This is a genomic window from Longicatena caecimuris (assembly GCF_018406465.1).
GTDB classification, from domain to species: domain Bacteria; phylum Bacillota_I; class Bacilli_A; order Erysipelotrichales; family Erysipelotrichaceae; genus Longicatena; species Longicatena caecimuris.
In genome coordinates this window covers 592,357-615,692 of record NZ_AP024510.1, presented here as the reverse complement: position 1 = coordinate 615,692, position 23,336 = coordinate 592,357, and the positions used below count along the sequence as shown (strand labels likewise).

The window sequence follows — 23,336 nt, the reverse complement described above, 5'->3', positions numbered from 1 at the left end:
TTATAGACCTTCTGTTATGTCTTTTCTGTTATTCAGTTTTCAAAGATCGACTTCTCTTGGAAGATTCTTTCGGTCTTCCAAAACCGAACAGGAAATATCTGCTTCTTTGTACTTTCTCCTTAGAAAGGAGGTGATCCATCCCCACGTTCCCGTAGGGATACCTTGTTACGACTTAACCCCAGTCATCGGTCCTACCTTCGACGGCTCACTCCTTGCGGTTATGCCACCGGCTTCGGGTATTACCAACTCCCATGGTTTGACGGGCGGTGTGTACAAGGCCCGAGAACGTATTCACCGCAGCATGCTGATCTGCGATTACTAGCGATTCCGACTTCATGAAGTCGAGTTGCAGACTTCAATCCGAACTGAGACGCCCTTTATGAGATTCGCTCCACCTCGCGGTGTCGCTGCTCTTTGTAGGCGCCATTGTAGTACGTGTGTAGCCCAGGCCATAAGGGGCATGATGATTTGACGTCATCCCCACCTTCCTCCGGTTTGTCACCGGCAGTCTCTCCTGAGTCCCCAACCTAATGCTGGTAACAGAAGACAAGGGTTGCGCTCGTTGCGGGACTTAACCCAACATCTCACGACACGAGCTGACGACAACCATGCACCACCTGTGTGATATATAGCTATCTTTCTATCTCTAGAACATTTATATCCATGTCAAGGCCTGGTAAGGTTCTTCGCGTTGCTTCGAATTAAACCACATACTCCACCGCTTGTGCGGGCCCCCGTCAATTCCTTTGAGTTTCACACTTGCGTGCATACTCCCCAGGCGGAGAACTTATTGCGTTAACTGCAGCACTGAATCTCTCCAACACTTAGTTCTCATCGTTTACGGCGTGGACTACTAGGGTATCTAATCCTATTTGCTCCCCACGCTTTCGTGCATCAGTGTCAGTTACAGACCAGGCGACCGCCTTCGCCACTGGTGTTCCTCCATATATCTACGCATTTTACCGCTACACATGGAATTCCATCGCCCTCTTCTGCACTCTAGCTCGACAGTTTCCAAAGCATACAACAGTTGAGCTGTTGCCTTTTACTTCAGACTTATCGTGCCACCTACGCACCCTTTACGCCCAATGATTCCGGATAACGCTTGCCACCTACGTATTACCGCGGCTGCTGGCACGTAGTTAGCCGTGGCTTTCTGGTAAGCTACCGTCACCCACATAGCATTTCCTCTATATGGCATTCTTCACTTACAACAGTGCTTTACGATCCGAAGACCTTCTTCACACACGCGGCATTGCTCGTTCAGGGTTCCCCCCATTGACGAAAATTCCCTACTGCTGCCTCCCGTAGGAGTTTGGGCCGTGTCTCAGTCCCAATGTGGCCGTTCACCCTCTCAGGTCGGCTACGCATCATCGCCTTGGTGGGCCGTTACCTCACCAACCAGCTAATGCGCCGCAGGTCCATCCATGTTCACACCCGAAGGTGCTTTAATATGAGGAAGATGCCTCCCTCATACCTATCCGGTTTTAGCTACCGTTTCCAGCAGTTATCCCGGGCACATGGGCAGGTTACCTACGTGTTACTCACCCGTTCGCCACTAAGTCTCTTTGGAAGCAAGCTTCCTAAAGACTTCGTTCGACTTGCATGTATTAGGCATGCCGCCAGCGTTCATCCTGAGCCAGGATCAAACTCTCCATTTGATTTAGCTCAAAACGTTTACTAACGTTTTTCTTATTTGTTTATCCGAGAATTTCTTCTCTTTTTCATTGAAATTGACGTTTCCTGTTCAGTTTTCAAAGACCGATTTGCACTTCGCTTTCGCTTAGCGCTCGTATATAATACAACACTTTATTTTCGATGTCAACGATAATTTTTAGTTTTTTCATTTTTTTATATTGCTGTTTTTATTTTACCTAATTCTTTCAAGTTTTTAATGCAAGATCAAGCATCCACCACCTGCATCACATACGTCATCTATATAATATCAGTTACGTTATTGCTGCGTTACAACAAGTCACCTATACTTATCCGTTCACAGTTTTACTACATTTTTGAAATCACTGCTTCTTCTCCAACTCCATACATGCCAAATATCGCTCATACAATGCATTAATTTCATGATGTTCAAAAGGCGAATTCCGCAATCGAATATCCACCATCAAACGATCCAGTCCTTTATGAATTGCACGATCCAACGCTTTGCTGTATGCCATTTCCCTTGCATGTTGTTCATATTCATCCTCATCTAACAACATCGTTTTTCCTGTTGGCGATACCTTCACATCCAAATCATAATCAATATTCTTAATTGCCTCACCATCATAAATACTAGGCGATGCTAGATTGCAATAATAATGAATGCCGGTTTTACGAATCATGCAAATGACATTATACCATTTATCTGGATAGAAAAAGCAGATTGCCGGTTCTCTGGTCACCCACTTACGACCGTCTGATTCACTTACCAAAGTACGATTCGTGACAGCAACGATACGTTTTTCATTTGCCTCAAGCACGTATCCCATTGCCCATGTCCGATGCAGACTGCCATCATGTTTATAACTTTGAATATATACATATTGATTTTCTTGTAATTCCATGTCTGCCTCCTAACGTTTTTTTATTATAGCAAAATATCATAAAAAATCATAGAATACATTTTCAATCTCTTCCCATACTAGAAATGAAAGGAGAAGCATGAGCAATGTTTCATGCGTGTGATGCTATGTTAACACCTAAAGATGTCTTATATTTAGAAGACCTGCTGGATCAGACCTTTGTCTTAAACAAAAGAATTACCAATGATGTCACAATGATTCAAAATGAAGAAGTGAAAACCTGCTTTGAGGAGGTCAATACGAATCTTGCTAAACATTATCATACAATGGTAGAACTTTTGCAAAAGGAGGTAAAAGAATGAGTGGATCAACTAATAATTACAGCGATAAAGAGATTGCGACCAACCTGTTAGTAACCTTGAAACATATGAAGAGTGAATACAACACTTTTTCACAGGAAGCAAGTAATGAAGAACTTTTTAAAGAAGTAGATACGCTATATCAAGATCTTTCTGCTCAACAGCGCAAGGTTTATGAAATGATGAAAGAACAAGGCTGGTATAAGATGACCTCAGATTCTGAGAAGAACATCTCAAAAGCCTATACAAAATTTAGTAAAATGGAAGATGAGCTCTGTGAATAGAGCTTATCTTTTTTCTATGCCCCATTTTCTGGGGGCCTCTATAGATAAGAAGTATGAATAAAGATACAAACATATACTTTTTTATGATGAAGATAAAATCCAATGATACAGCCATTTATTAAGCAGTATTACGCACTTATCCTGAGTTATCTTTTTAGCTATCCATCATCTTGCACAGAACATGCTTTTTTCATTTCCGCTTTATGAAAAATGTGATACGATACTGTCATGGAGGTAGTATAATGATGAACAATGAATATGAAACCTTATTAACGAGTCTGCGTGGCTTATTAATGGATGAACATGATGAAATTGCCAATATGGCAAATGCAGCTGCTTTATTATATCAATACTTACCCGATATTAGCTGGGCTGGATTTTATTTATATAAACATGATGAATTGGTACTTGGCCCTTTTCAGGGGAAAGTCGCCTGCATGCATATCCCAATGGGAAAAGGAGTATGTGGAACTGCAGCTGTAAAACGCAAGATTCTGCGTGTAGATGATGTTCATCAATTTAGCGGCCATATCGCCTGTGACAGTGCAAGTAATTCTGAAATAGTAATCCCCTTAGTAAAAGAAAACACCCTACTGGGTGTTTTGGATATTGACTCTTATTCACCTTCTCGCTTCACGCAGGAAGATGAAGACATGCTTAATCAATTTTCTAACATACTTATTTCATCATTATGAATATGAAAATAGGAGCTTGCTAAGGTGACAGCTTCTCTGCTAGAGAAGAAACGACACTTTGCCGTACCTATGTAAGTCGTTCTTACGACACTCTTGTCTTCCATGATTTCACCGATTTCTCCCATGTCCTGTTTCGTGAAATCAAGTTCTAGCATATCTTTCCACTGTACACGTGAATTATTTTCAATCGGAGCACTGATAAGTTTAATAGGAAGCTGTTCTCCATGATAGCGGGCTAATTGAAACATGACACAGTCATTGTAATCACAGCCCAAAAGTACGACATAACCATTAAATTCAGATACTTTACCTAATGGTGAATCCTGATTTAAACCAAAGTGCAAAGGATGCTTATCACATAATATTTTGGCATATTTTCCCCAAGCCGCAAAGCTATATAATGGATGATATGAACGAACTACGCCTTCATTGCGTAAAAACTGATAAATGAGCGCATCTGCTTTTTCGGGTGCGCTTAATTTTTTATCAAAGGGCAAGGCATGCTGACGCACATCCTCCCAATACATACGGGCAATGTGTTTCTTTTGGCAGGCTGGATCAGCCATCTGTGGTGTAAAAGTCGGCATAACGATAGTCCCTTCATAGCCAACTGTTTCCATCAATGCCTCAATCAGCATCTGTTCACCACCTATGAGATAACCTAATTTTTTCATATCCGCCTGGACCAAAATCACCATACCACGTTGTATACCCAAAGATTCTAATTGCGCACAAATATCTTCTTTGGTAGATACAACCGTTTCCGGTTCTTCATCTAATGTAATATATGTAAATTTTTCAGCCATGCTATCAGATCCTTCTTTTCTAAATATCCTTCTTTCCTGTTTTCGGCCTGCAACGTCCCCTGATAAAAATAATAGGTTGTTGGTAACTGGCGCAAAACACCGGTCGTAACTTTTAATTCATCTAACATCTTCTTTACATCTGCATCCTTTTCCTTTAGGTTTATATGCAGATAATACACTTCAAACGGCTGTTGTTTTTCTATTTCCTCTATGACCTTTTGATATTCATCACAGGAGTAACAGTCATCGCTTATCACATATAATAGAAATGAATTCTGTCTTTCGTCACTTAATTTCTCAAGAACCTCCGCTGCACTCACTTCGATAGGCCCTTTTTTTGATGATGGTGAGCAAGCAGCTAACAGACATACAATCAGCATGACGAATATTACTTTTTTCATATTCCTGCCCCCTTTTGATGATGCTGTTTTTATTTTAGCACAGAATTCGCCAGTTCTACGCATTTAATCTAAAAAAATGATATTTCGCAATAAATCTTATCCTAGAACGATGGTTACAGCTATTTGCTTATGACGGGGGTTCGTGCTGACATAGCAGCGCCATATAATTCATACTTTCTTAATCAACCACATAAAAAAACACGTTGATTACAGCATGCCTCCCAACAAAAATAGACCAAACACGCCCTAAAACCCATCTGGACCACAAAAATTCCCCTCATCTTTCATAAATAAGCATAAAAAAACTCTCATTTTCATGAGAGTACGTAGTTATTAATGGAGCAGATGAGGGGAATTGAACCCCCGTATCAGCCTTGGCAAGGCTGTGTTCTACCATTGAACTACATCTGCAAAAATGGCGGTCCAGATGGGACTCGAACCCACGATCTCCTCCGTGACAGGGAGGCATGTTAACCACTACACCACTGGACCTTGTATATTTAACTGACAGCTTTGTTACCGCCAGTGCCCGTATATAATACCATCTGATTTTTTTTCTGTCAACAGCTTTTTTAAATTTTTTTAATTTTTTTAATGTTTTATATATCATGTGAAAATTCCCCTCTTCATCATCATCGTCATACCTTCCATCTTCATCAACAGTGCCGTTTTCATATCATAAGGGAGTGCCTTCACACTCCCTATAATGCCAGACTTACACGTATTGCTTTATTTATTTTTTCAATTGTTTTATCATCTAATGTACAAATCCACTGCCCCAATCGTTTCTTATCTATCGTCCGCAGCTGTTCACATAAGATCATGGACACATAGCTTAATGAATCATCACTGAAAATCACATGTGTAGGAATTGGCGGTTTTGACATCTTTTTTGAAATCGGCGCAATGATGATTGTTTTAGAATAACGATTTCCCTTATCGTTCTGCACGACCACTACCGGCCGTACCCCACCTTGTTCACTGCCAATGACAGGTGACAGATCTGCATAATATACATCTCCCCGTTTGATCATTATTTCATCACAGCCACCTGCATGCTGTTGATAACCTCCATCATTTCTTCCGGACCCAACTCATCGGAGAATACGGAGAACTCTACACCATCATATACCACACTCATATGATTTCCATCATAAAATCCCACAACATCCATTGCATCAATCATCTCTCCCGGCATGATGACCGTTTGTGTATCTTTAGGCACCTCTTTTTTGGTTTCGACAACGGTAAAATTTTTATCACCATGATACTCTAAAACATGTTTCACTTCCCCATTAACCTTCATCTGATTGGCACTTTTCAGTTCCGATGAAAATACCTGTACCGGATATAGTGGTAAATCCTGTTCACTGATGACGCTGGCACTCGCCTTCTTTTCTATAACGGCAGGTGCTTTGAAATAATCCTTTTTGATCTTGGCATCATATTCACATTTCGTAAAGACAATTTTTAATTCAGAGGTATTATCTTTATTATAAATTTGAAGCCACTTAAGTTTGGCATTTTTATCAAACATGATATCCTCATGATCAAAGTTTTTATTATTGGGATAGCTAACCTTAGCACTTACCAGTGTTCCATCCTTCTGCTTTTTTATTGTGGCATTTTCTTGTTTGACGATGTCCGCTATTGATTGCAATAAGTATGGCTTTGGTGAATTCATCGGCCAATCACCTTCAAATTTAAACACTTGATTTAAGCTTGGGGTCACAACGAAGACGCCTGCGTCGTTGCGTAGTATGATTTGTTCCTGATTCAGTTCCTTATCTGTTAAAGAAACCTTAAAATAATCTTTTTCACCTTTCTCATAGCCAACTTCCAACGCATAGGCTTTCACATCCTCACCTTTTGTGATTTCCATATTTCCTTGTAAGATGTAAGAGTCCATATCCTTCATGGTCTGCGCAAATTCATCACTGAAGGATTTTGGTTTCATGGTAAAGATGAGTGCGACTGCTAGTATCGCAATACCGATACCAGCGATGATTTTTGTTTTCATGCTGCATCTGCTCCCTTCCTGCTCATCCTAATTTATGCGTCGCATAGGAATTTCATTCATATTTCCTTTGGCTTTTCATAGAGTAGAAACAGGTGATCAACATGAAAAAATACCAGAAACTAGTTCTGGCCCTTTCTATTTTTATTTGTCTTCAATACGCGTTTTCCGTTTTATTTCATCTGCATACCTTTACCGATATCCTCTCGTATAGTCCCTGGATAGAGAGTTTGTATGCCTTTCTTGCCGGCTTATGTGGCTTTCTTAATATCCTTTTGTTTCGCCGCGAAGATTGATCGTTATATTATCCTCATTTGCATGTGCGATAAATTTAGGTTTTTAAATACTGTTTTATGTTCATAATGTTATCACAAGAAGATCAATTTTTATTCATCTTTTTGTTTTCTCCATATGCTACAAGGTATATCAAAACCTGCTATTACCATTGTTTTATATTTATGTGTTGAAATCAAACTCTTCATGCGATTGTTCGTCTTTTAACGTCTTTCGCATTTGTACATGTGGGACATGTTCATCCATATGGATTTCTCCATCTACCTGATAATTAAGTCTTTCATAAAAACCTAGCATACGACATTGCGCATCCAGCACAAAGGCTTTTGCTTTGTGTTTTTTGCCATACGCTTCACAGCTTTCGACAAGTACCTTGCCAAATCCTTGTTTACGATATGGCTTGCGTAAGGCTATCCGCCCGATACGCATAACATCTTTTTCTATATCCGCATACATCCGTGCACAGCCTGCTAAGACTTTATCTAGATATAAAGTCACATGAATGGCATGATTGTCAATTTCATCAAATTCCATCATGAACCCTTGTTCTTCTACAAATACTTCTTGACGAACGATTTTAGCATCCGCGAAGTTATGCTCATATACTACTTGAATTTCCATGTGTTTTTCCTTTCTTTTTCACTGTTTAGCCTTTTTATTATCTCTTTTATCTCTTTGAATTTTATCTCCTTGATTTTAATATTCCATAATCAAATCAAAAAACAACCATACCACCATCACATATGTAATGCATTATATCGGAAAGACTTGCTAGGATTATTTGATAATCTAGAGAATATGATACCATAGAATGGTTCTATCTTAAACATAAAAGAAGAAAGAAACATATCGAAAACGATAACATATAAACTTTATAAAAAAACTATTGAACAAATTTCATTACCATCACTGATAATACTTATCATTCATTAAGCAATCAAAACCCACAAAGACTTTTTCAATTAGATAGAGGTCATGGCTGGCATACTTGTAGCCATTAAAATTATGCAAAAACAAATGGAAGTTAAGCTAAAACTAAGAATTTTCTATTTATTATCAACGATTTCTCAAGTGATTGATAGATTCTTCTTTTTACTTATGGTTTTATTAATATATATCGTTTTCCATTAAAGTTTTTGATATGAAAGAGGAAACACGATAATCCACAGGAAAGAGAATTTATTATAAATTCGATATACAATCGCATAGGAGGAAACAAGTTTTCGACTTCTTATCACCGTATGTAAGAAACTGCATACGACGGTGCATAGTATATAAAATATGCTTTAATTGGAACTAACCTGCAGGATTAACTTAATGTTTATTAACTACCTTTGCATATTCAGATACTGTGAAACAGATTTGTTTAATAAGCAAATCTGTTTTTTATGTGTGGCGGGCATGCCACATATCTAGGGTGAAAATCCCTCGGGGCGTAGTTATCGACGAACCCAAGAGCGACTTGCAAGTTTCATATCGTGAGGTATGGGAGAGAGGAAGCAATAGCGAAATCGTGGCTTAACGGACAGGAAGTCTGAACATTAAATTCAGACGGCTGATAATAAGGCGGCATTAGCGGATGAGATGGCATGAAGCATCAAAGTCCAAAAGATAACCGTAACCTAATGGCGTAAATCAGATAAGTAAACGAGGAAAGATATGTGACTTACCCCGCGAGGTCTCATTGACTCAGTAGGCGAGACGTAGAACGACGGGCAGTCGAGGAGTAGTAACAACGAACAATGAGAAGTCAGCAGAGGTCATATTAGGTAGAGATACTGAAGGACCGAACGTTTTAATCGCACGAGCAAAATGTATGTTTCTTACAATAATCAGACAAGGATATGAGTGAAAACGTAAATGAGCAAATATCCAAAACACGTATGATGATTTGTAAGAAAGCGGAAAGGAAAGGAGTGCACAAAGTATGTCAGAACTATTAGAAAAGATACTGAACAGAGAAAATATGAACAAAGCCTATAAACGTGTAAAAGCGAATAAAGGAACAAGCGGAATTGATGAAATAACGATTGAGGACGCCTATGTTTATATAAAAGAAAACTGGGAAAGTATCAGAGCAGAAATCACAGAAAGGAAGTACAAACCACAGCCAGTAAAGCGAGTTGAAATACCAAAACCGAATGGAGGAACTAGAAATCTGGGGATACCAACGGTAATGGATAGAATCATCCAGCAGGCAATGGTACAAGTATTAAGCCCAATATGTGAAACGTTCTTTTCGGATTATAGTTATGGATTCAGACCAAATCGGAGTTGTGAGCAGGCCATAAATAAATTATTGGAATATATCAATGATGGATATGAATGGATAGTAGACATTGACTTAGAGAAATTCTTTGACAACGTGCCACAGGATAAATTGATGAGTTATGTACACATCATCATAAATGATGGAGATACAGAGTCGCTCATACGAAAATATCTTAAAGCAGGTATCATGATAAACGGAAAATATGAAAAGAGTGAAAAGGGAACACCACAGGGTGGAAACCTATCGCCATTATTAAGTAATATTATCCTAAATGAATTAGACAAAGAATTAGAAAGCAGAGGATTACACTTTACCAGATACGCAGACGACTGCGTGATAGCGGTAAAAAGTAGAGCCAGTGCGAACAGAGTGATGCATACAATCACAAAGTGGATTGAACACAAATTGGGACTGAAAGTGAATGCGACAAAGACGCATATCACAAGACCTAACAAATTAAAATATCTAGGCTTTGGATTTTATTATGATACAAAAGATAAGAAATATTGTGCAAGACCACACGCAAGTTCCATACAACGATTTAAGAGGAAACTGAAACAGCTAACAATCAGAAAGAACACAATGGCTTTAAATGAAAGGATAAGACAACTGAACCAAGTAATACGAGGATGGATAAACTATTATTCCATATGTAATATGAAAACACATATGACAAGGATAGATGAACATCTTCGTACAAGACTGCGAGTAATTATATGGAAACAGTGGAAAGTACCCAGCAAGCGACAGTGGGGATTACAAAAACTTGGGATTAGAAAAGATAGAGCAAGACAGACATCGTATATGGGAGACCATTATCAATGGGTCGTAACCAAAACATGTGTGGTAAGAGCAATATCAAAAGAAAAACTAGCCCAAAAAGGACTAGTCAGTTGTTTAGATTACTATATAGAGAGACACGCTTTGAAATTAAAACGAACCGCCGTATACGGAACCGTACGTACGGTGGTGTGAGAGGGTGATTTATTTCACCCTACTCGATTACTTTTGACATATCCAAACGCTTGTAGCACAAGAAAAAAAGGCAACATTTGCCTTTTATAAAATCATAAATCCCAGGTCGTTTAAAACCTTTCTTGCGACGGCCACCATGTCACTGTTTCCCATGACAACCACACATTGTTTTTCGATATTCACTTCATAATCCACCCGCGTTTCCGCAAGTGCTGCATCAATGCGTTTAGCACTTTCTTCACTATTCAGATTTTTTACCAGCAGGATATTTTTCAACTCGCTCACCTCTATATCGTATTATAGCATATTTCATAAAAAGATATGCTATATTTTGCGCCGTTCAGAAATATTTAAGAAATCGTGATAATTGAATTAGGCATCTATGACCGTACCCTGACTACCAGAGAAGGTTCCCTTAAGATAAATACGAATACCATGTTCTTTTGCATACTCTACACTGCGATCATGCAATACGCGTGACTTCATATTGAGCATTTCATCATAAGTCAATTTATCATATTTTATCGCATAGCTGTTTAGCTTGGGATCATTGTCGTAGACACCATCTACATCGGTATAAATATCCACTTCTTTCAGATCCAGCATATCGGCAAACAGCACAGCACTGTAATCACTGCCTCCACGTCCCAATGTTGTAATATGTCCTTGTGGAGTCATAGAGATAAAGCCACCTACGACTACTACATCATAGTTAGCAAGTGCTTGCTTAACCTTTGTGCCATCCAAACGTAAAACTTTAGCATAATCATAATGATCATCACTGAAAATTCCTGCTTCAAAAAAAGAAAGGGCATGCGCATGAATCCCCATATCTAATAATTCGCTGCACACCTTTAGCGTGGATAGCTGCTCTCCCATGGAAACAAGTCTTGCTTTTTCTTCTTTACTGAGATATTCGCTCCCAAGACTTAATAAAGTATCCGTTGCGTACGCATCCGGATAACGGCCCATGGCAGATACCACCAGCACGATTTTATGTGTCTTCTGATATTCTAAAATATGGCGGTATACATATTTGCGTGTGGCCTCACTGCGCAGGGATGTTCCACCAAATTTCATTACTTTCAGATTCATAACTACCCCTCGCATTCCTTATACCATATGTCACAGCATAAAGATTTGCATGGTCATGTGCCTACTTTAGAAAAGGATGATACAAATAGAAGTCCTGTCTTAAAACGAACAAGCTTTCTTATCACAGAAAAGATTTTTCGTATTCCATTGAAATAAAGTGTCCTAACCAATATCATAAAGTTTTTAAACCAACATAAAAAGGAAGCAGCATTTAGTACACGAAAGAGTCATGACTTTTCTACTTCCTTCCAGGTATCGTTTTCAGCTTTTTACTTTAAGACTTTTACAAAACGTTCTGTTATCTGTTTCGGACGCGTAATAGCACCGCCTACAACCGCACTGTGAACGCCAGCTTCATAAACGGCTGCAAGGTCTTCCGGTGTATTGATCTTGCCTTCAGCTAAAATTGGGGTGTGCAATTCAGCTACTAGTTTTTTCAATAAAGGAATATTTGGCCCATCCACTAAAACAGAATACGGAGTGTAGCCACATAACGTTGTGGATACGCAGTCAAAGCCAATTTTTTCAGCATTGACACATTCTTCAAAGGTTGAACAATCCGCCATAGCCAGTACTCCGTTTTCATGAATATAGGCAACTAGATCTTCCAGTTTTTCTCCATTTGGACGATCACGCAATGTCGCATCCAATGCGATCATCTCACACTTCGTTTCCAACAATTCATCAATTTCCTTTTTTGTCGGTGTAATGTAAATATCGCTGTCCGGATAATTACGTTTTACGATGCCAATAACAGGAAGATCAACTGTTTTCTTTATCTCCATGATATCTTCCTTACTTTGTGCACGAATACCGACAGCACCTCCCTGTTTTGCTGCCAGCGCCATCCTTCCCATAATGAAAGAAGAATGCAGTGGTTCATCAGGCAACGCCTGACAAGATACTACTAAACCGCCTTTAATTTTTTCCAGCATAATTAAAACCTGTCCTTTCTCTTATTACAGTTTCATTATACTTCAAAATTCTTTTTTCGTCTTCCTTTTTTCTACGAGATTATCGAATTCTCATAAAAATTTTTTGCCGTTTTTTTAAGCCATGTAAACAGGCAATTTCTAACTGTCTTTTCTTTCAATGTCCTATACTTTATCAAGACATGCAAACATGCATGCGGTATATCCTGATAAATTAAAAAACACTTTCTGAATAACGTTTGCTAAACTTATTTCTATCCATAGCACACTTCTTTTATGGTATAGCTTTTATGATACTGACATAAATGTTTTAAGACCAAGTAAAAGAAGTAGGAAAGCAACTACCGGAACTGGTATCGTACAAATGAGAAATAATACAAATTTTCTCTTTACTTCCTCTGCATTTTCTTATTTGTAAAACTAGAAATGGAAAAGAAATAAAAATAACCCCCCAATTTATTCATTCGTAATCTCCTAAATTTGTATAATTTGCCATGTGAAATAAAGCATATGTATCACACCTCATAACATGTGTTTTAAAATAGCCTTTTTCAGCATGTTTTTCTATAATGTCTCTTGTTATTTCTAGAACCCTCACTGAATCAGTATCCTCACTGAATCAACGGCAAGTGCCTTATCGCTTATTCTTTCTATTTTGTAAAGTCTTTGTAGCAATGCCGATAACTTCATTCATCCACCTTTTTTATTAAAACATGATTACATGTTGTATTTAATCCTACAAACTGACTTCTGTTTTCTGTTCTGCCAAAACTTTCGTCTTTTCTACCAATTTGTGATACACCGGTTTCATATCTTCTTCTCTTACCCAAGTATCAATTTCTTCTACAGGTATCCATCGAACACCACTATTTTCATCCGCTTTGATGTGTAAATTTTCGGTTTCATCTGCCACACAGGCATAAGTCACATTAAGATGTACATGCGAACTAACAAACTTACCACGTTTTTTATGGGGCGGTACAGGTAGAATATCAATAGCCATAATATGTTCACTTAAAGGTGTAAGCTTAGTTAACCCCGTTTCTTCCATTCCTTCTTTTAAAGCGACATGCAAAGTATCTTCATCCCCATCACAATGGCCGCCGCACCATCCCCAGGAATCATAGATATTATGATAAATCATCAATACCTTGCTCATATCCTGATTCACGATCCAGGGAGAGCTTGTCATATGAGCCATTAAATTTTCTCGGTAAAATATATCATCAAACATCGTCAGATAAGTCATCAATAATTCTTTATCTGCTTCTTCCTGTTCGTTATAAGGATCAAATCCTTTCACTTCCTCTAATAATGTCTTCATTCTTGCGTCCTCCACCATGTATATAAAGCATCTTTATATGCCTTAAAAGCAGTTGGTATCGCATATTGCTGTTCCAACGCTTGCTGTGTACACCATAAGCCATCCAATTTTTCCTTTACCTCTAGTAAATATCCTTGCATATGCCATTCCACATGTGAGAATATATGTTTTGCCGAGCGCAGTTTGATGATTTTATGTATACGTTCATGACCGAGAAAAGCCATAACTTCTTCCTCTTCTCGCTCCCCATCTAACGTGATGAATTCATAAAGCCCTGCTAACAGTCTATCCTCAGCGCGTTGCTGCAGCAGCACTTCCTTTTGATGGACAACGACTAAAATCGTTTTCTTCTCAATCCGCCGTGCTTTCTTTTTCTCTTTTATGGGCAGGCGCTGTGCCTGATGGCTTTGATAACCGATACAGTCTTCTGCTAATGGGCAAATATTACAGCGAGGCATGGCGTTGGGCACACAAATCAATGCACCGATTTCCATCAATGCCTGTGTAAAGGCATCACATCGCTCTATAGGAATATACTCTTTTATAATATTTTGAAACTTTTTCTTTGTACGTTCTTTTAAGATATCATCTTCACTGACAAGAAGGCGGGAAAATACACGCAATACATTTCCATCAACCGCTGGATATGGAAGATGAAAAGCGATACTGGCAATCGCTCCGGCAGTATAATCTCCGATACCGGGCAGTTGTTTTAATAATTCATAGGAATTAGGCAATGAACCGGCATAGTGTTTCACACAGTATTGTGCGCATTTTTTCATATTCTTTACGCGATTGTAATATCCCAGCCCCTCCCAGAGCTTATGTAATTCATCATCATCGGCATTTGCTAGTGCATGCACATCAGGCAATGCATTTACAAAGCGTTCAAAATATGGTTTTACTGCCTCGACACGTGTCTGCTGCAGCATGATTTCACTTACCCACACTCGATAAGGCGTAGGTTCACTCCGCCATGGCAATATGCGTGCATTGGCATCATACCATTCCAATAATGCTTGTACCAAATGTTGTTTATCATGTTTTTCTTTCATGGTTGTATTATAACATTTCTTCATGAAATCACAAAGAAAAAGACCCCTTCTTGATAAAGCAGCATTCTTTTGCTGTCATCTGAATAAGGCGTCTTTTTCTTTTATAGCTATTGTATATAATCGTAGTTCATATAAAACAAAGATCTTACAATTTTAAAACCAGTTCTTGCAGTAAATGAATAACCCGGTATTCACCTTGCATGTTTTTCTATCTTGTTTCCATGCCATTTAGTGCCTTGCACAAACGCATGATCTGCTCACTCTTTTACCATAAATACCTGTCCTTATGGTGTACAGATAATCACTTGATCTTATAAGAAATAATTTTCCGGACGTAAACGACATGGTGAACCATAGCTGGAACAAGCATGTGGATCAGCGTACCAACCAACGCCAAAGCTTAAATCCCCACTATTGTTAAACTTATTCAAAGCATCACTCAAACTCATATTTCCAACGCGAATCATTTCCACATGACAGTGTGGCCCGGTACTATTGCCACTGTTTCCTGTATAGGCAATCGTCTGCCCCTGGGCAACCGCAGTTCCGCTAGATACAGCAGTACCTGAGAGATGATAAAAGGAGAAAGCATAAACCACACCATCAACTCTGGTCAGCATGGTTAAGTTATTTCCTGCGGTAGCCGGCACACCACAATAACTGCCAAAATTATCACCGGATGGAGATGGACAACCACCATATGTCCAAATAACGATACCACTGGCAGGGGCAACAACACGCAAGCCCTGTGCTTGATATGTTCCAAAATCCATTCCTCTATGTACACTGCCATCCGCATATGCCCATGTACCAGCTGAATAATGCCAATTCCCTTGAATTGGTGTGATAAATCCTGTACTTGGTTTTACGCCGTTTCCGTTCCCATTTCCATTATTGCCTTGATTATTATCTTGGGAGTCCCCGTTATGGTCGTTAGAACCATCATTTTTATCCTTATCCGGTTTATCGCTTGTTTCATCATCAAATTGTGCAGCCAAAGAAGTATCTACCTTTGGGATACTCATCTGCGCCATCTGCGTCTTGATTTTCTGATCCAGCAGTTGCTCTTCCTGTTTACGATATGCGCTCATTAATTTTTCATTAACTTCCTTTATGGCTTCCGCTTTTTCCTTCTGGTCCTTTAATCCTTGCTCCTGCACTTTCAGCAATTCCTTTTGCTGTTGGACTACTTCTTTATCTTCCTTCAATTTCGCTTTTTCTTTATTTAATGTTTTGATCTGATCAGATTCATAGGAATTCAGCTGTCCAAGAATCTCTGAACGACGCAGTAAATCAGCAAAGCTGTCTGCCCCCATCAAAAAGTCTATAAAGTTATTACTGCCAATATAAGGCTGCATCTCAATCAGGCGTTCACGCATCATCTTGTCACGTTCTTGAATATCTTCCGTTTTTTCTTTAATTTTCACATTCATCTTGGCAATGGATGCTTCCGTTTTAGCAATGGCGTTTTCCACACTGGCCATTTCCGCATTGATCTTGGCAACCTGTTTATGATTGCTTCGTAGCTTCTCTCCAATGGATTCCATGCTTCCTTTTACATTACTCAGCTGTTTTTTAATACCATCAATCTCTGAGGATAGATTTTTGCTTTTCTGCTGCAAATATTCTTTATAAGCAATACATTCTTGCTGCGTTGCTTTATCGGTAATATATGCACATTTTTTATTCATTTCCGCTTCACGGCCTGCAAAACTTTCCGCCTCTAGGGGACAAGAAGCCATTACGACCATGAACAGACATGCAACAATCATTAAAATTTTTCTCTTCATATCAAATCCTCCTCTTTTTATCACGAAGTAAATGTTAAGGTCGATAAGCATTTAATTTATATCAGCATCGATAACATACGATCATTTATTACGTAAGCATATTTCTGTCAAATAAGCATGTAGGCAAATACGTGATGGAGTTATAAATAAACAAATCAAATAAAGATTTGCTATTTACTTTTATCATATTAACATGAAAATATCTTCACGTATGTTTAACGTTTCCAACGCAGATAACGGCTTGTAGAGAAGAAGCTTCCAAATAAGCCAACTCCCATGCCAATAAGCAAAAGAATACCTGCAACCTGTAAGCTCAACGGCTCACTTGGCTGTAAACGAAACATCTCACTCATCATTCTGCCATCAAGCATTAAATAGACATAATGATATCCTACTACAGTTACGATGGCTGGCACGATTGCTCCTGCCAAACCGATTAAAATACCCTCTAGCATCATAGGAAAGCGAATGCACCAGTTACTGGCACCGACAAATCGCATAATGGCAATTTCTGACTTTCTTGTATAAATAGACATTTTAATCTTATTCGCGATTAAAAACATTGCTACCAAAGTTAGAAAGATAATAAACAGAAAACTGCCGGTACGCATTGAAGAAAAAGTTTGTATCATGGCATCCGTCTCTTCACCGCCATAGCTCGCCTTTACGATACCTTTCATATCATGTATCTGTGCATTGAGCTTCTTGACATTATTCGCATCTTTCACCTCAATAATAAAAGCATCTAGAATAGGATTGGTCTTTCCTTCATACATGCTGAACAGACTGTCATTGCTTTCATATTCTTTTTTATAAGCTGCTAATTCTTCATCACCACTGGATAGTTTCACACTTGTTACATGTGGAAGCTTTTCAATCTTTTTCTGTAACGCGGTTTTCTCCTGATCCGTCACGACATTATCAATCGTCGCACGAATTGTCAAAGCATCTTCAATATGATATGTGATATTGGACAAATTACTTGTCAGCAATAAAAAGACGGCAATCAGCAGCAACGTGATAGTCATCGAAAAAGCTGCGGACATGGCCAGTCCAAAATGTCTTGTTATATTTTTACATGCGGTTTTTATATGGAATTTAATATATCGGTATAGTTTTTTCATAGTTTCATCTCTTTGTAAAGTTAACTTGCACTTATATGATAACGTACCATAGAAAAATTGTAAAGAAAAAGCGCTGTGCATGAAATAATTGGATATAAAAAAGGTGAGACGTTGTTTGTACTTTAAGGGAAAGGAAGTTTTCACAAGTAGGATGCTACATTTTACAAGTAGCATTGCATACAAGCGTAACAAAACAATTTTTAATGCTATCTAATTTCTTCATTCAGATAAAACATCCTATACTTCTAAAACCACCATATAAGTGTTTTATCCAATACAAAGCTAACATAAGAGTTCCCTAATGAATCCGTGAATTCCATCAACAACGATCTATCTAATCACTTCCCCATGTAAGTACATAAACTTTTCTTTGTTTTAATCAACGCAGCTCTTCTCCTTAAATCGAGTAGGGTGAAATAAATCACCCTCTCACACCACCGTACGTACGGTTCCGTATACGGCGGTTCGTTTTAATTTCAAAGCGTGTCTCTCTATATAGTAATCTAAACAACTGACTAGTCCTTTTTGGGCTAGTTTTTCTTTTGATATTGCTCTTACCACACATGTTTTGGTTACTACCCATTGATAATGGTCTCCCATATACGATGTCTGTCTTGCTCTATCTTTTCTAATCCCAAGTTTTTGTAATCCCCACTGTCGCTTGCTGGGTACTTTCCACTGTTTCCATATGATTACTCGTAGTCTTGTACGAAGATGTTCATCTATCCTTGTCATATGTGTTTTCATATTACATATGGAATAGTAGTTTATCCATCCTCGTATTACTTGGTTCAGTCGTCTTATTCTTTCTTTTAAAGCCATTGTGTTCTTTCTGATTGTTAGCTGTTTTAGTTTCCTCTTAAATCGTTGTATGGAACTTGCGTGTGGTCTTGCACAATATTTCTCAGCTTTGGTATCATAATAAAATCCAAAGCCTAGATATTTTAATTTATTAGGTCTTGTAATATGCGTTTTTGTCGCATTTACTTTCAGTCCTAATTTGTGTTCAATCCACTTTGTGATTGTATGCATCACTCTGTTCGCACTGGCTCTACTTTTTACCGCTATCACGCAGTCGTCTGCGTATCTGGTAAAGTGTAATCCTCTGCTTTCTAATTCTTTGTCTAATTCATTTAGGATAATATTACTTAATAATGGCGATAGGTTTCCACCCTGTGGTGTTCCCTTTTCACTCTTTTCATATTTTCCGTTTATCATGATACCTGCTTTAAGATATTTTCGTATGAGCGACTCTGTATCTCCATCATTTATGATGATGTGTACATAACTCATCAATTTATCCTGTGGCACGTTGTCAAAGAATTTCTCTAAGTCAATGTCTACTATCCATTCATATCCATCATTGATATATTCCAATAATTTATTTATGGCCTGCTCACAACTCCGATTTGGTCTGAATCCATAACTATAATCCGAAAAGAACGTTTCACATATTGGGCTTAATACTTGTACCATTGCCTGCTGGATGATTCTATCCATTACCGTTGGTATCCCCAGATTTCTAGTTCCTCCATTCGGTTTTGGTATTTCAACTCGCTTTACTGGCTGTGGTTTGTACTTCCTTTCTGTGATTTCTGCTCTGATACTTTCCCAGTTTTCTTTTATATAAACATAGGCGTCCTCAATCGTTATTTCATCAATTCCGCTTGTTCCTTTATTCGCTTTTACACGTTTATAGGCTTTGTTCATATTTTCTCTGTTCAGTATCTTTTCTAATAGTTCTGACATACTTTGTGCACTCCTTTCCTTTCCGCTTTCTTACAAATCATCATACGTGTTTTGGATATTTGCTCATTTACGTTTTCACTCATTTCCTTGTCTGATTATTGTAAGAAACATACATTTTGCTCGTGCGATTAAAACGTTCGGTCCTTCAGTATCTCTACCTAATATGACCTCTGCTGACTTCTCATTGTTCGTTGTTACTACTCCTCGACTGCCCGTCGTTCTACGTCTCGCCTACTGAGTCAATGAGACCTCGCGGGGTAAGTCACATATCTTTCCTCGTTTACTTATCTGATTTACGCCATTAGGTTACGGTTATCTTTTGGACTTTGATGCTTCATGCCATCTCATCCGCTAATGCCGCCTTATTATCAGCCGTCTGAATTTAATGTTCAGACTTCCTGTCCGTTAAGCCACGATTTCGCTATTGCTTCCTCTCTCCCATACCTCACGATATGAAACTTGCAAGTCGCTCTTGGGTTCGTCGATAACTACGCCCCGAGGGATTTTCACCCTAGATATGTGGCATGCCCGCCACACATAAAAAAGGCGTCCTATAAGACGCCAAGTCGTTTAATAGCCCATCTGCATCAATTTACGAAGACAATAACTTTCCTTCTGATAGCAACCGGCATCATGATAAAGATTTGCTAAATCTTCTAATAAAAAGCGATATAACTCACAGGTATCCATTTGATTCTTTTCCAATTGCTGAATGAGTTCTACCAAATAAGGTAAAACACTTGTCCCCTGTGCCATATGATACACATAAGTCAATAGCTGCTGCAATAAAGCATTGGTGTCTTGTTTTAAACGTTGTTTTAGCCATAGATATGCTTTTTCCATCTCATTTTCTTTTACACTGGCATAGGATATTAAAAAATAAAGATATTGCGGCTGATGATGTATCGTTATAGCCTTCTCACCTAATTGTATGACACTGTGATAATCTCTTACCATAAAGCGATTCATCACTAATTCATAATATGTTCGCTCAATAACGGCCGTATTCTTATACTGCTTTGCAAGCTTTAACGTATCCATTAGACGCTGCAAGGCAACATCATATTCCTTCATACGATTATAGCAGGCAGCTAAAGCACATTGCGTAGCCAACAGACGATTGATATTCCATTTCTTTTCTAATAACTCATATGCTTTTTTATAATATTCAATCGCTAATACGATTTCTCTACGATAGTAATACAAACGTCCATACATACTGTATAAGATTTCACGATGTTCTAATACCGATAAGCCATCCGCAAAGCATAAAGTATGCAAAGATTCTTCTAACTGTCCTGACAACATTTGGTAATATCCTTTATATAAATAATAGATAAATTGATGACGTGGTTCTAGAACGTCAATAAAATAACTGCATTGTTTTAATAGGCTTTGATACTTTTCTACAGCACCTTCATGAATAGCCACATACATCAGATGAATCAATAGATATTGCGGATATAAGATGGAATGTTCAAAATGTAAGGCTTCGATCTTTTGCATAAGCATCTGTTGCTCATCCTTTCGCATATAAATCAATGCAATAAAGGATTCTTCCAACAATTCCCGATACTTTTCCTGATGTTGAAATAAAGCTATAAAATCAATGTTCAGATAGTCGCAAATGCGCTTGATTGTATTCGGATGTGCTTCACTTTTTCCTTGTTCAATACTATGCAGCTGCATGCGGGTAAGGTTACAAGACAGACAAAGTGCGCCTGCATCTTTATGCTGCTGTTCTCGCTTAAAACGCAGATACGCTCCTATATATTCCATTTGCATATGCTTATTCCAACATCATGAATGGATAACCTGATTGATATACGATATTTATTTTCATACTACTCTCCTACTTCTATACGATTCGTAATGATCCACATCTCTTGCTCATGTAAAAGCATGTAAACAGGACCGTAATAACGATAATTTTTCTCTGCTTCTATTCAGGTGTCATCCCCCTTATCTTCTAACCAAGATAGCCCACATCTCGTATATTGCACGCGTGTATAACAGATATATCACAGATGATTCAAGTTTGCAAGGAAAAAGTGTGAGCTGTTTATCTACTGCCCACACTCCTGTATAATTATTTGTTTTGAATAAACAGATTACTTTAAAGCCGCGCTGGAAGTAAAGAAGGTTTTGTAACCAAGCGTCACAAAGATGACAACCGTAATAGCCGTACAGCCAAGGATGGCCAACATGATACCAATCTGATATTTAATAGCCGTGAGTGGGAAAGTTCCTGATAACATTTGTCCTGTCATCATTCCCGGTAAAGATACGATTCCCATCGTCATCATGTTATTCATGGTTGGCAAGATAGCACTGTCAAAGGCGTCATTGACCTCATCAAACGTTGCTACCTTACACGTTGCCCCTAACATCAGACTGTTTTCAATACGCTCACGATGATCTCGCATATTGGCGCACAGACGGTTTGCCCCAAGGGCAATCCCTGTCATACTATTGCCAATGATCATACCACTGATCGGTATGAAGTATTGTGGATTAAACCAAGGTTCTACCTGTAACACCAATAGCATAAAGACCACTGCCGTCACCAAATAACCGATGATCATGGAAAGAGCAACTAAGCGTTTTAATTCTTTTGACATGGAGTATTTAACGCGCTTTAACGCATTATAAACGGCAAAGCCTAACATGATGGCAAGCATACTTAATGTCAGCCACCAGCTGGGATGTTTGAATACATACAATAAGACAAATCCCATCAAGGTCAATTGAATAGTCATTCGTGTGGTCGCAATCAAAATCATCTTTTCGCGACGAATGCCTCTTGCCTTGAAAATAACCAACAAAACAAGCACAAACACATAGGCGATGGCTAAATTTAAAATAGAAAGATCCATAACTGTATTATTCATATACATACCCCCTACAGCCACCTTGGGCAAGTTCCAATAAACCATGAGGATAACGCTGTGCAATCTCAGAACTATGTGTCACCATAACCAGTTGCTTGTCATGTTCCTTCACAAAGGTTACTAAATTATCTATAACAAAGCTTTCTGTTTCCTTATCCATTGCACTGCTAGGCTCATCTGCCAAATATACATCGGCATCCATTAAAAGAACACGTGCTAAACATAGACGTTGTTTTTCTCCGCCTGACAGCTTTTCACAAGTATCATTGAGTTCCTTATGTAAACCGACCTTATCTAAATAAGCAAGCAAACGATTTTCATCAGCAAGCGGCTGTTCACTCAACCTTAAGCCGATTTGCAAATTGTCTGCAATTGTACCCGAATATAAAATAGGCGTCTGTCCCAACATGATGATCTTACGACGTAGTTTGATAGGATGCATTTCCTTGATATCTACGCCATTAAAATAAATGCTTCCTTCCTCTGCCTCATTCAGGCGGTTCAGCATTCTTAACAGTGTTGTTTTTCCACTTCCGCTGGGGCCAATCAGACATGTGATCTGACGATCAATCATCAGATGATCAATCTGTAAAATATGTTTAAATTTAAGCTTTTTGATTTCAAACATAATACCACTTCCTTTTCTTAAGGATAGCATAATTTTCCATATGCTTCCAATAGTATGCAAAATGTTTCGTACTTACTTTACAAACATATGGAGCAATTTAATCTAAAGATATCGGATGGATAATTT

Annotated in this window: 21 protein-coding genes, 2 tRNA genes and 1 rRNA gene; 4 read left to right on the top strand and 20 right to left on the bottom strand. The window is 38.5% G+C overall.

Annotated elements, in window-relative coordinates; translation table 11 throughout:
• Positions 1-123 precede the first annotated feature (123 nt).
• Positions 124-1,661 (bottom strand): 16S ribosomal RNA (locus tag KJS44_RS02980).
• A gap of 357 nt (positions 1,662-2,018) precedes the next feature.
• Positions 2,019-2,561: a DUF402 domain-containing protein gene (locus tag KJS44_RS02975; protein ID WP_008979732.1), complete on the bottom strand. Its 543-nt coding sequence runs from the start codon at positions 2,559-2,561 to the stop codon at positions 2,019-2,021.
• A gap of 104 nt (positions 2,562-2,665) precedes the next feature.
• Between KJS44_RS02975 and KJS44_RS02970 the strand changes: the two genes are divergently transcribed.
• From KJS44_RS02970 to KJS44_RS02960, 3 genes are all read left to right on the top strand, one after another.
• The gene (locus KJS44_RS02970) at positions 2,666-2,881 is read left to right on the top strand and encodes a hypothetical protein (RefSeq protein ID WP_008979731.1); all 216 of its coding nucleotides are present in this window, start codon (positions 2,666-2,668) and stop codon (positions 2,879-2,881) included.
• Positions 2,878-3,162 carry a spore coat protein gene (locus KJS44_RS02965; RefSeq protein WP_017144562.1) on the top strand — a complete coding sequence of 95 codons (285 nt, stop codon included), beginning with the start codon at positions 2,878-2,880 and terminating at the stop codon, positions 3,160-3,162. Before KJS44_RS02970 ends, KJS44_RS02965 begins: the two co-directional genes overlap by 4 nt.
• 245 nt (positions 3,163-3,407) lie before the next feature.
• Entirely contained in the window at positions 3,408-3,857 is a 450-nt protein-coding gene (locus KJS44_RS02960; RefSeq protein ID WP_438861552.1) for a GAF domain-containing protein, read from the top strand.
• Here the strand turns inward: KJS44_RS02960 and KJS44_RS02955 are convergent.
• The 7 genes from KJS44_RS02955 to KJS44_RS02925 form a co-directional block, all read right to left on the bottom strand.
• Positions 3,824-4,663, bottom strand: coding sequence for an AAC(3) family N-acetyltransferase (locus tag KJS44_RS02955; protein ID WP_008689875.1), 840 nt, complete (start codon positions 4,661-4,663; stop codon positions 3,824-3,826). The genes KJS44_RS02960 and KJS44_RS02955 overlap by 34 nt on opposite strands.
• A complete protein-coding gene (locus KJS44_RS02950) occupies positions 4,633-5,064 on the bottom strand; it encodes a hypothetical protein (protein ID WP_008689877.1) in 432 nt (143 codons plus the stop codon). The genes KJS44_RS02955 and KJS44_RS02950 overlap by 31 nt, the downstream gene beginning before the upstream one ends.
• A 337-nt stretch (positions 5,065-5,401) precedes the next feature.
• Positions 5,402-5,475, bottom strand: a tRNA-Gly gene (locus tag KJS44_RS02945).
• Between the two features lie 5 nt (positions 5,476-5,480).
• Positions 5,481-5,556 (bottom strand) — tRNA-Asp (locus KJS44_RS02940).
• Between the two features lie 209 nt (positions 5,557-5,765).
• Complete coding sequence (locus KJS44_RS02935) at positions 5,766-6,098, bottom strand: type II toxin-antitoxin system PemK/MazF family toxin (RefSeq protein WP_008689879.1); 333 nt, start codon at positions 6,096-6,098, stop codon at positions 5,766-5,768.
• Positions 6,098-7,084: a LolA family protein gene (locus KJS44_RS02930; protein ID WP_008689881.1), complete on the bottom strand. Its 987-nt coding sequence runs from the start codon at positions 7,082-7,084 to the stop codon at positions 6,098-6,100. The genes KJS44_RS02935 and KJS44_RS02930 overlap by 1 nt, the downstream gene beginning before the upstream one ends.
• A gap of 453 nt (positions 7,085-7,537) precedes the next feature.
• Positions 7,538-7,996 (bottom strand): GNAT family N-acetyltransferase, encoded by a 459-nt coding sequence (locus tag KJS44_RS02925; RefSeq protein WP_008689884.1) that lies wholly within the window; start codon positions 7,994-7,996, stop codon positions 7,538-7,540.
• 1,306 nt (positions 7,997-9,302) lie between these two features.
• On the opposite strand from KJS44_RS02925, the gene ltrA (KJS44_RS02920) reads away from it, so the two are divergent.
• A complete protein-coding gene (gene ltrA / locus KJS44_RS02920; RefSeq protein WP_017144543.1) occupies positions 9,303-10,622 on the top strand; it encodes a group II intron reverse transcriptase/maturase in 1,320 nt (439 codons plus the stop codon).
• A gap of 84 nt (positions 10,623-10,706) precedes the next feature.
• Here the strand turns inward: ltrA (KJS44_RS02920) and KJS44_RS02915 are convergent, their stop codons facing one another.
• The 11 genes from KJS44_RS02915 to KJS44_RS02865 all read right to left on the bottom strand — a co-directional run bounded on the left by KJS44_RS02915 (position 10,707) and on the right by KJS44_RS02865 (position 23,210).
• Positions 10,707-10,907, bottom strand: coding sequence for a hypothetical protein (locus KJS44_RS02915; RefSeq protein WP_226897159.1), 201 nt, complete (start codon positions 10,905-10,907; stop codon positions 10,707-10,709).
• A gap of 87 nt (positions 10,908-10,994) precedes the next feature.
• Positions 10,995-11,717: an aspartate kinase gene (locus KJS44_RS02910; protein WP_008689887.1), complete on the bottom strand. Its 723-nt coding sequence runs from the start codon at positions 11,715-11,717 to the stop codon at positions 10,995-10,997.
• A gap of 269 nt (positions 11,718-11,986) precedes the next feature.
• Positions 11,987-12,652 (bottom strand): N-acetylmannosamine-6-phosphate 2-epimerase, encoded by a 666-nt coding sequence (locus KJS44_RS02905; RefSeq protein WP_008689888.1) that lies wholly within the window; start codon positions 12,650-12,652, stop codon positions 11,987-11,989.
• A 733-nt stretch (positions 12,653-13,385) separates the two neighbouring features.
• Positions 13,386-13,973: an NUDIX hydrolase gene (locus KJS44_RS02900; protein WP_008689890.1), complete on the bottom strand. Its 588-nt coding sequence runs from the start codon at positions 13,971-13,973 to the stop codon at positions 13,386-13,388.
• Positions 13,970-15,052 (bottom strand): A/G-specific adenine glycosylase, encoded by a 1,083-nt coding sequence (mutY, locus tag KJS44_RS02895; RefSeq protein WP_008689892.1) that lies wholly within the window; start codon positions 15,050-15,052, stop codon positions 13,970-13,972. Before mutY ends, KJS44_RS02900 begins: the two co-directional genes overlap by 4 nt.
• 287 nt (positions 15,053-15,339) lie before the next feature.
• Complete coding sequence (locus tag KJS44_RS02890; protein WP_008689893.1) at positions 15,340-16,818, bottom strand: murein hydrolase activator EnvC family protein; 1,479 nt, start codon at positions 16,816-16,818, stop codon at positions 15,340-15,342.
• Positions 16,819-17,033: 215 nt separating this feature from the next.
• A complete protein-coding gene (gene ftsX / locus KJS44_RS02885; protein WP_017144559.1) occupies positions 17,034-17,942 on the bottom strand; it encodes a permease-like cell division protein FtsX in 909 nt (302 codons plus the stop codon).
• A gap of 429 nt (positions 17,943-18,371) precedes the next feature.
• Positions 18,372-19,691 (bottom strand): group II intron reverse transcriptase/maturase, encoded by a 1,320-nt coding sequence (gene ltrA, locus KJS44_RS02880; protein WP_213540199.1) that lies wholly within the window; start codon positions 19,689-19,691, stop codon positions 18,372-18,374.
• Positions 19,692-20,261: 570 nt separating this feature from the next.
• Entirely contained in the window at positions 20,262-21,476 is a 1,215-nt protein-coding gene (locus tag KJS44_RS02875) for a helix-turn-helix domain-containing protein (RefSeq protein ID WP_008689895.1), read from the bottom strand.
• Positions 21,477-21,802: 326 nt separating this feature from the next.
• The gene (locus tag KJS44_RS02870; protein WP_008689896.1) at positions 21,803-22,582 is read right to left on the bottom strand and encodes an ABC transporter permease; all 780 of its coding nucleotides are present in this window, start codon (positions 22,580-22,582) and stop codon (positions 21,803-21,805) included.
• Positions 22,575-23,210 (bottom strand): ABC transporter ATP-binding protein, encoded by a 636-nt coding sequence (locus KJS44_RS02865; RefSeq protein WP_017144557.1) that lies wholly within the window; start codon positions 23,208-23,210, stop codon positions 22,575-22,577. The genes KJS44_RS02870 and KJS44_RS02865 overlap by 8 nt, the downstream gene beginning before the upstream one ends.
• Between the last annotated feature and the right edge of the window lie 126 nt (positions 23,211-23,336).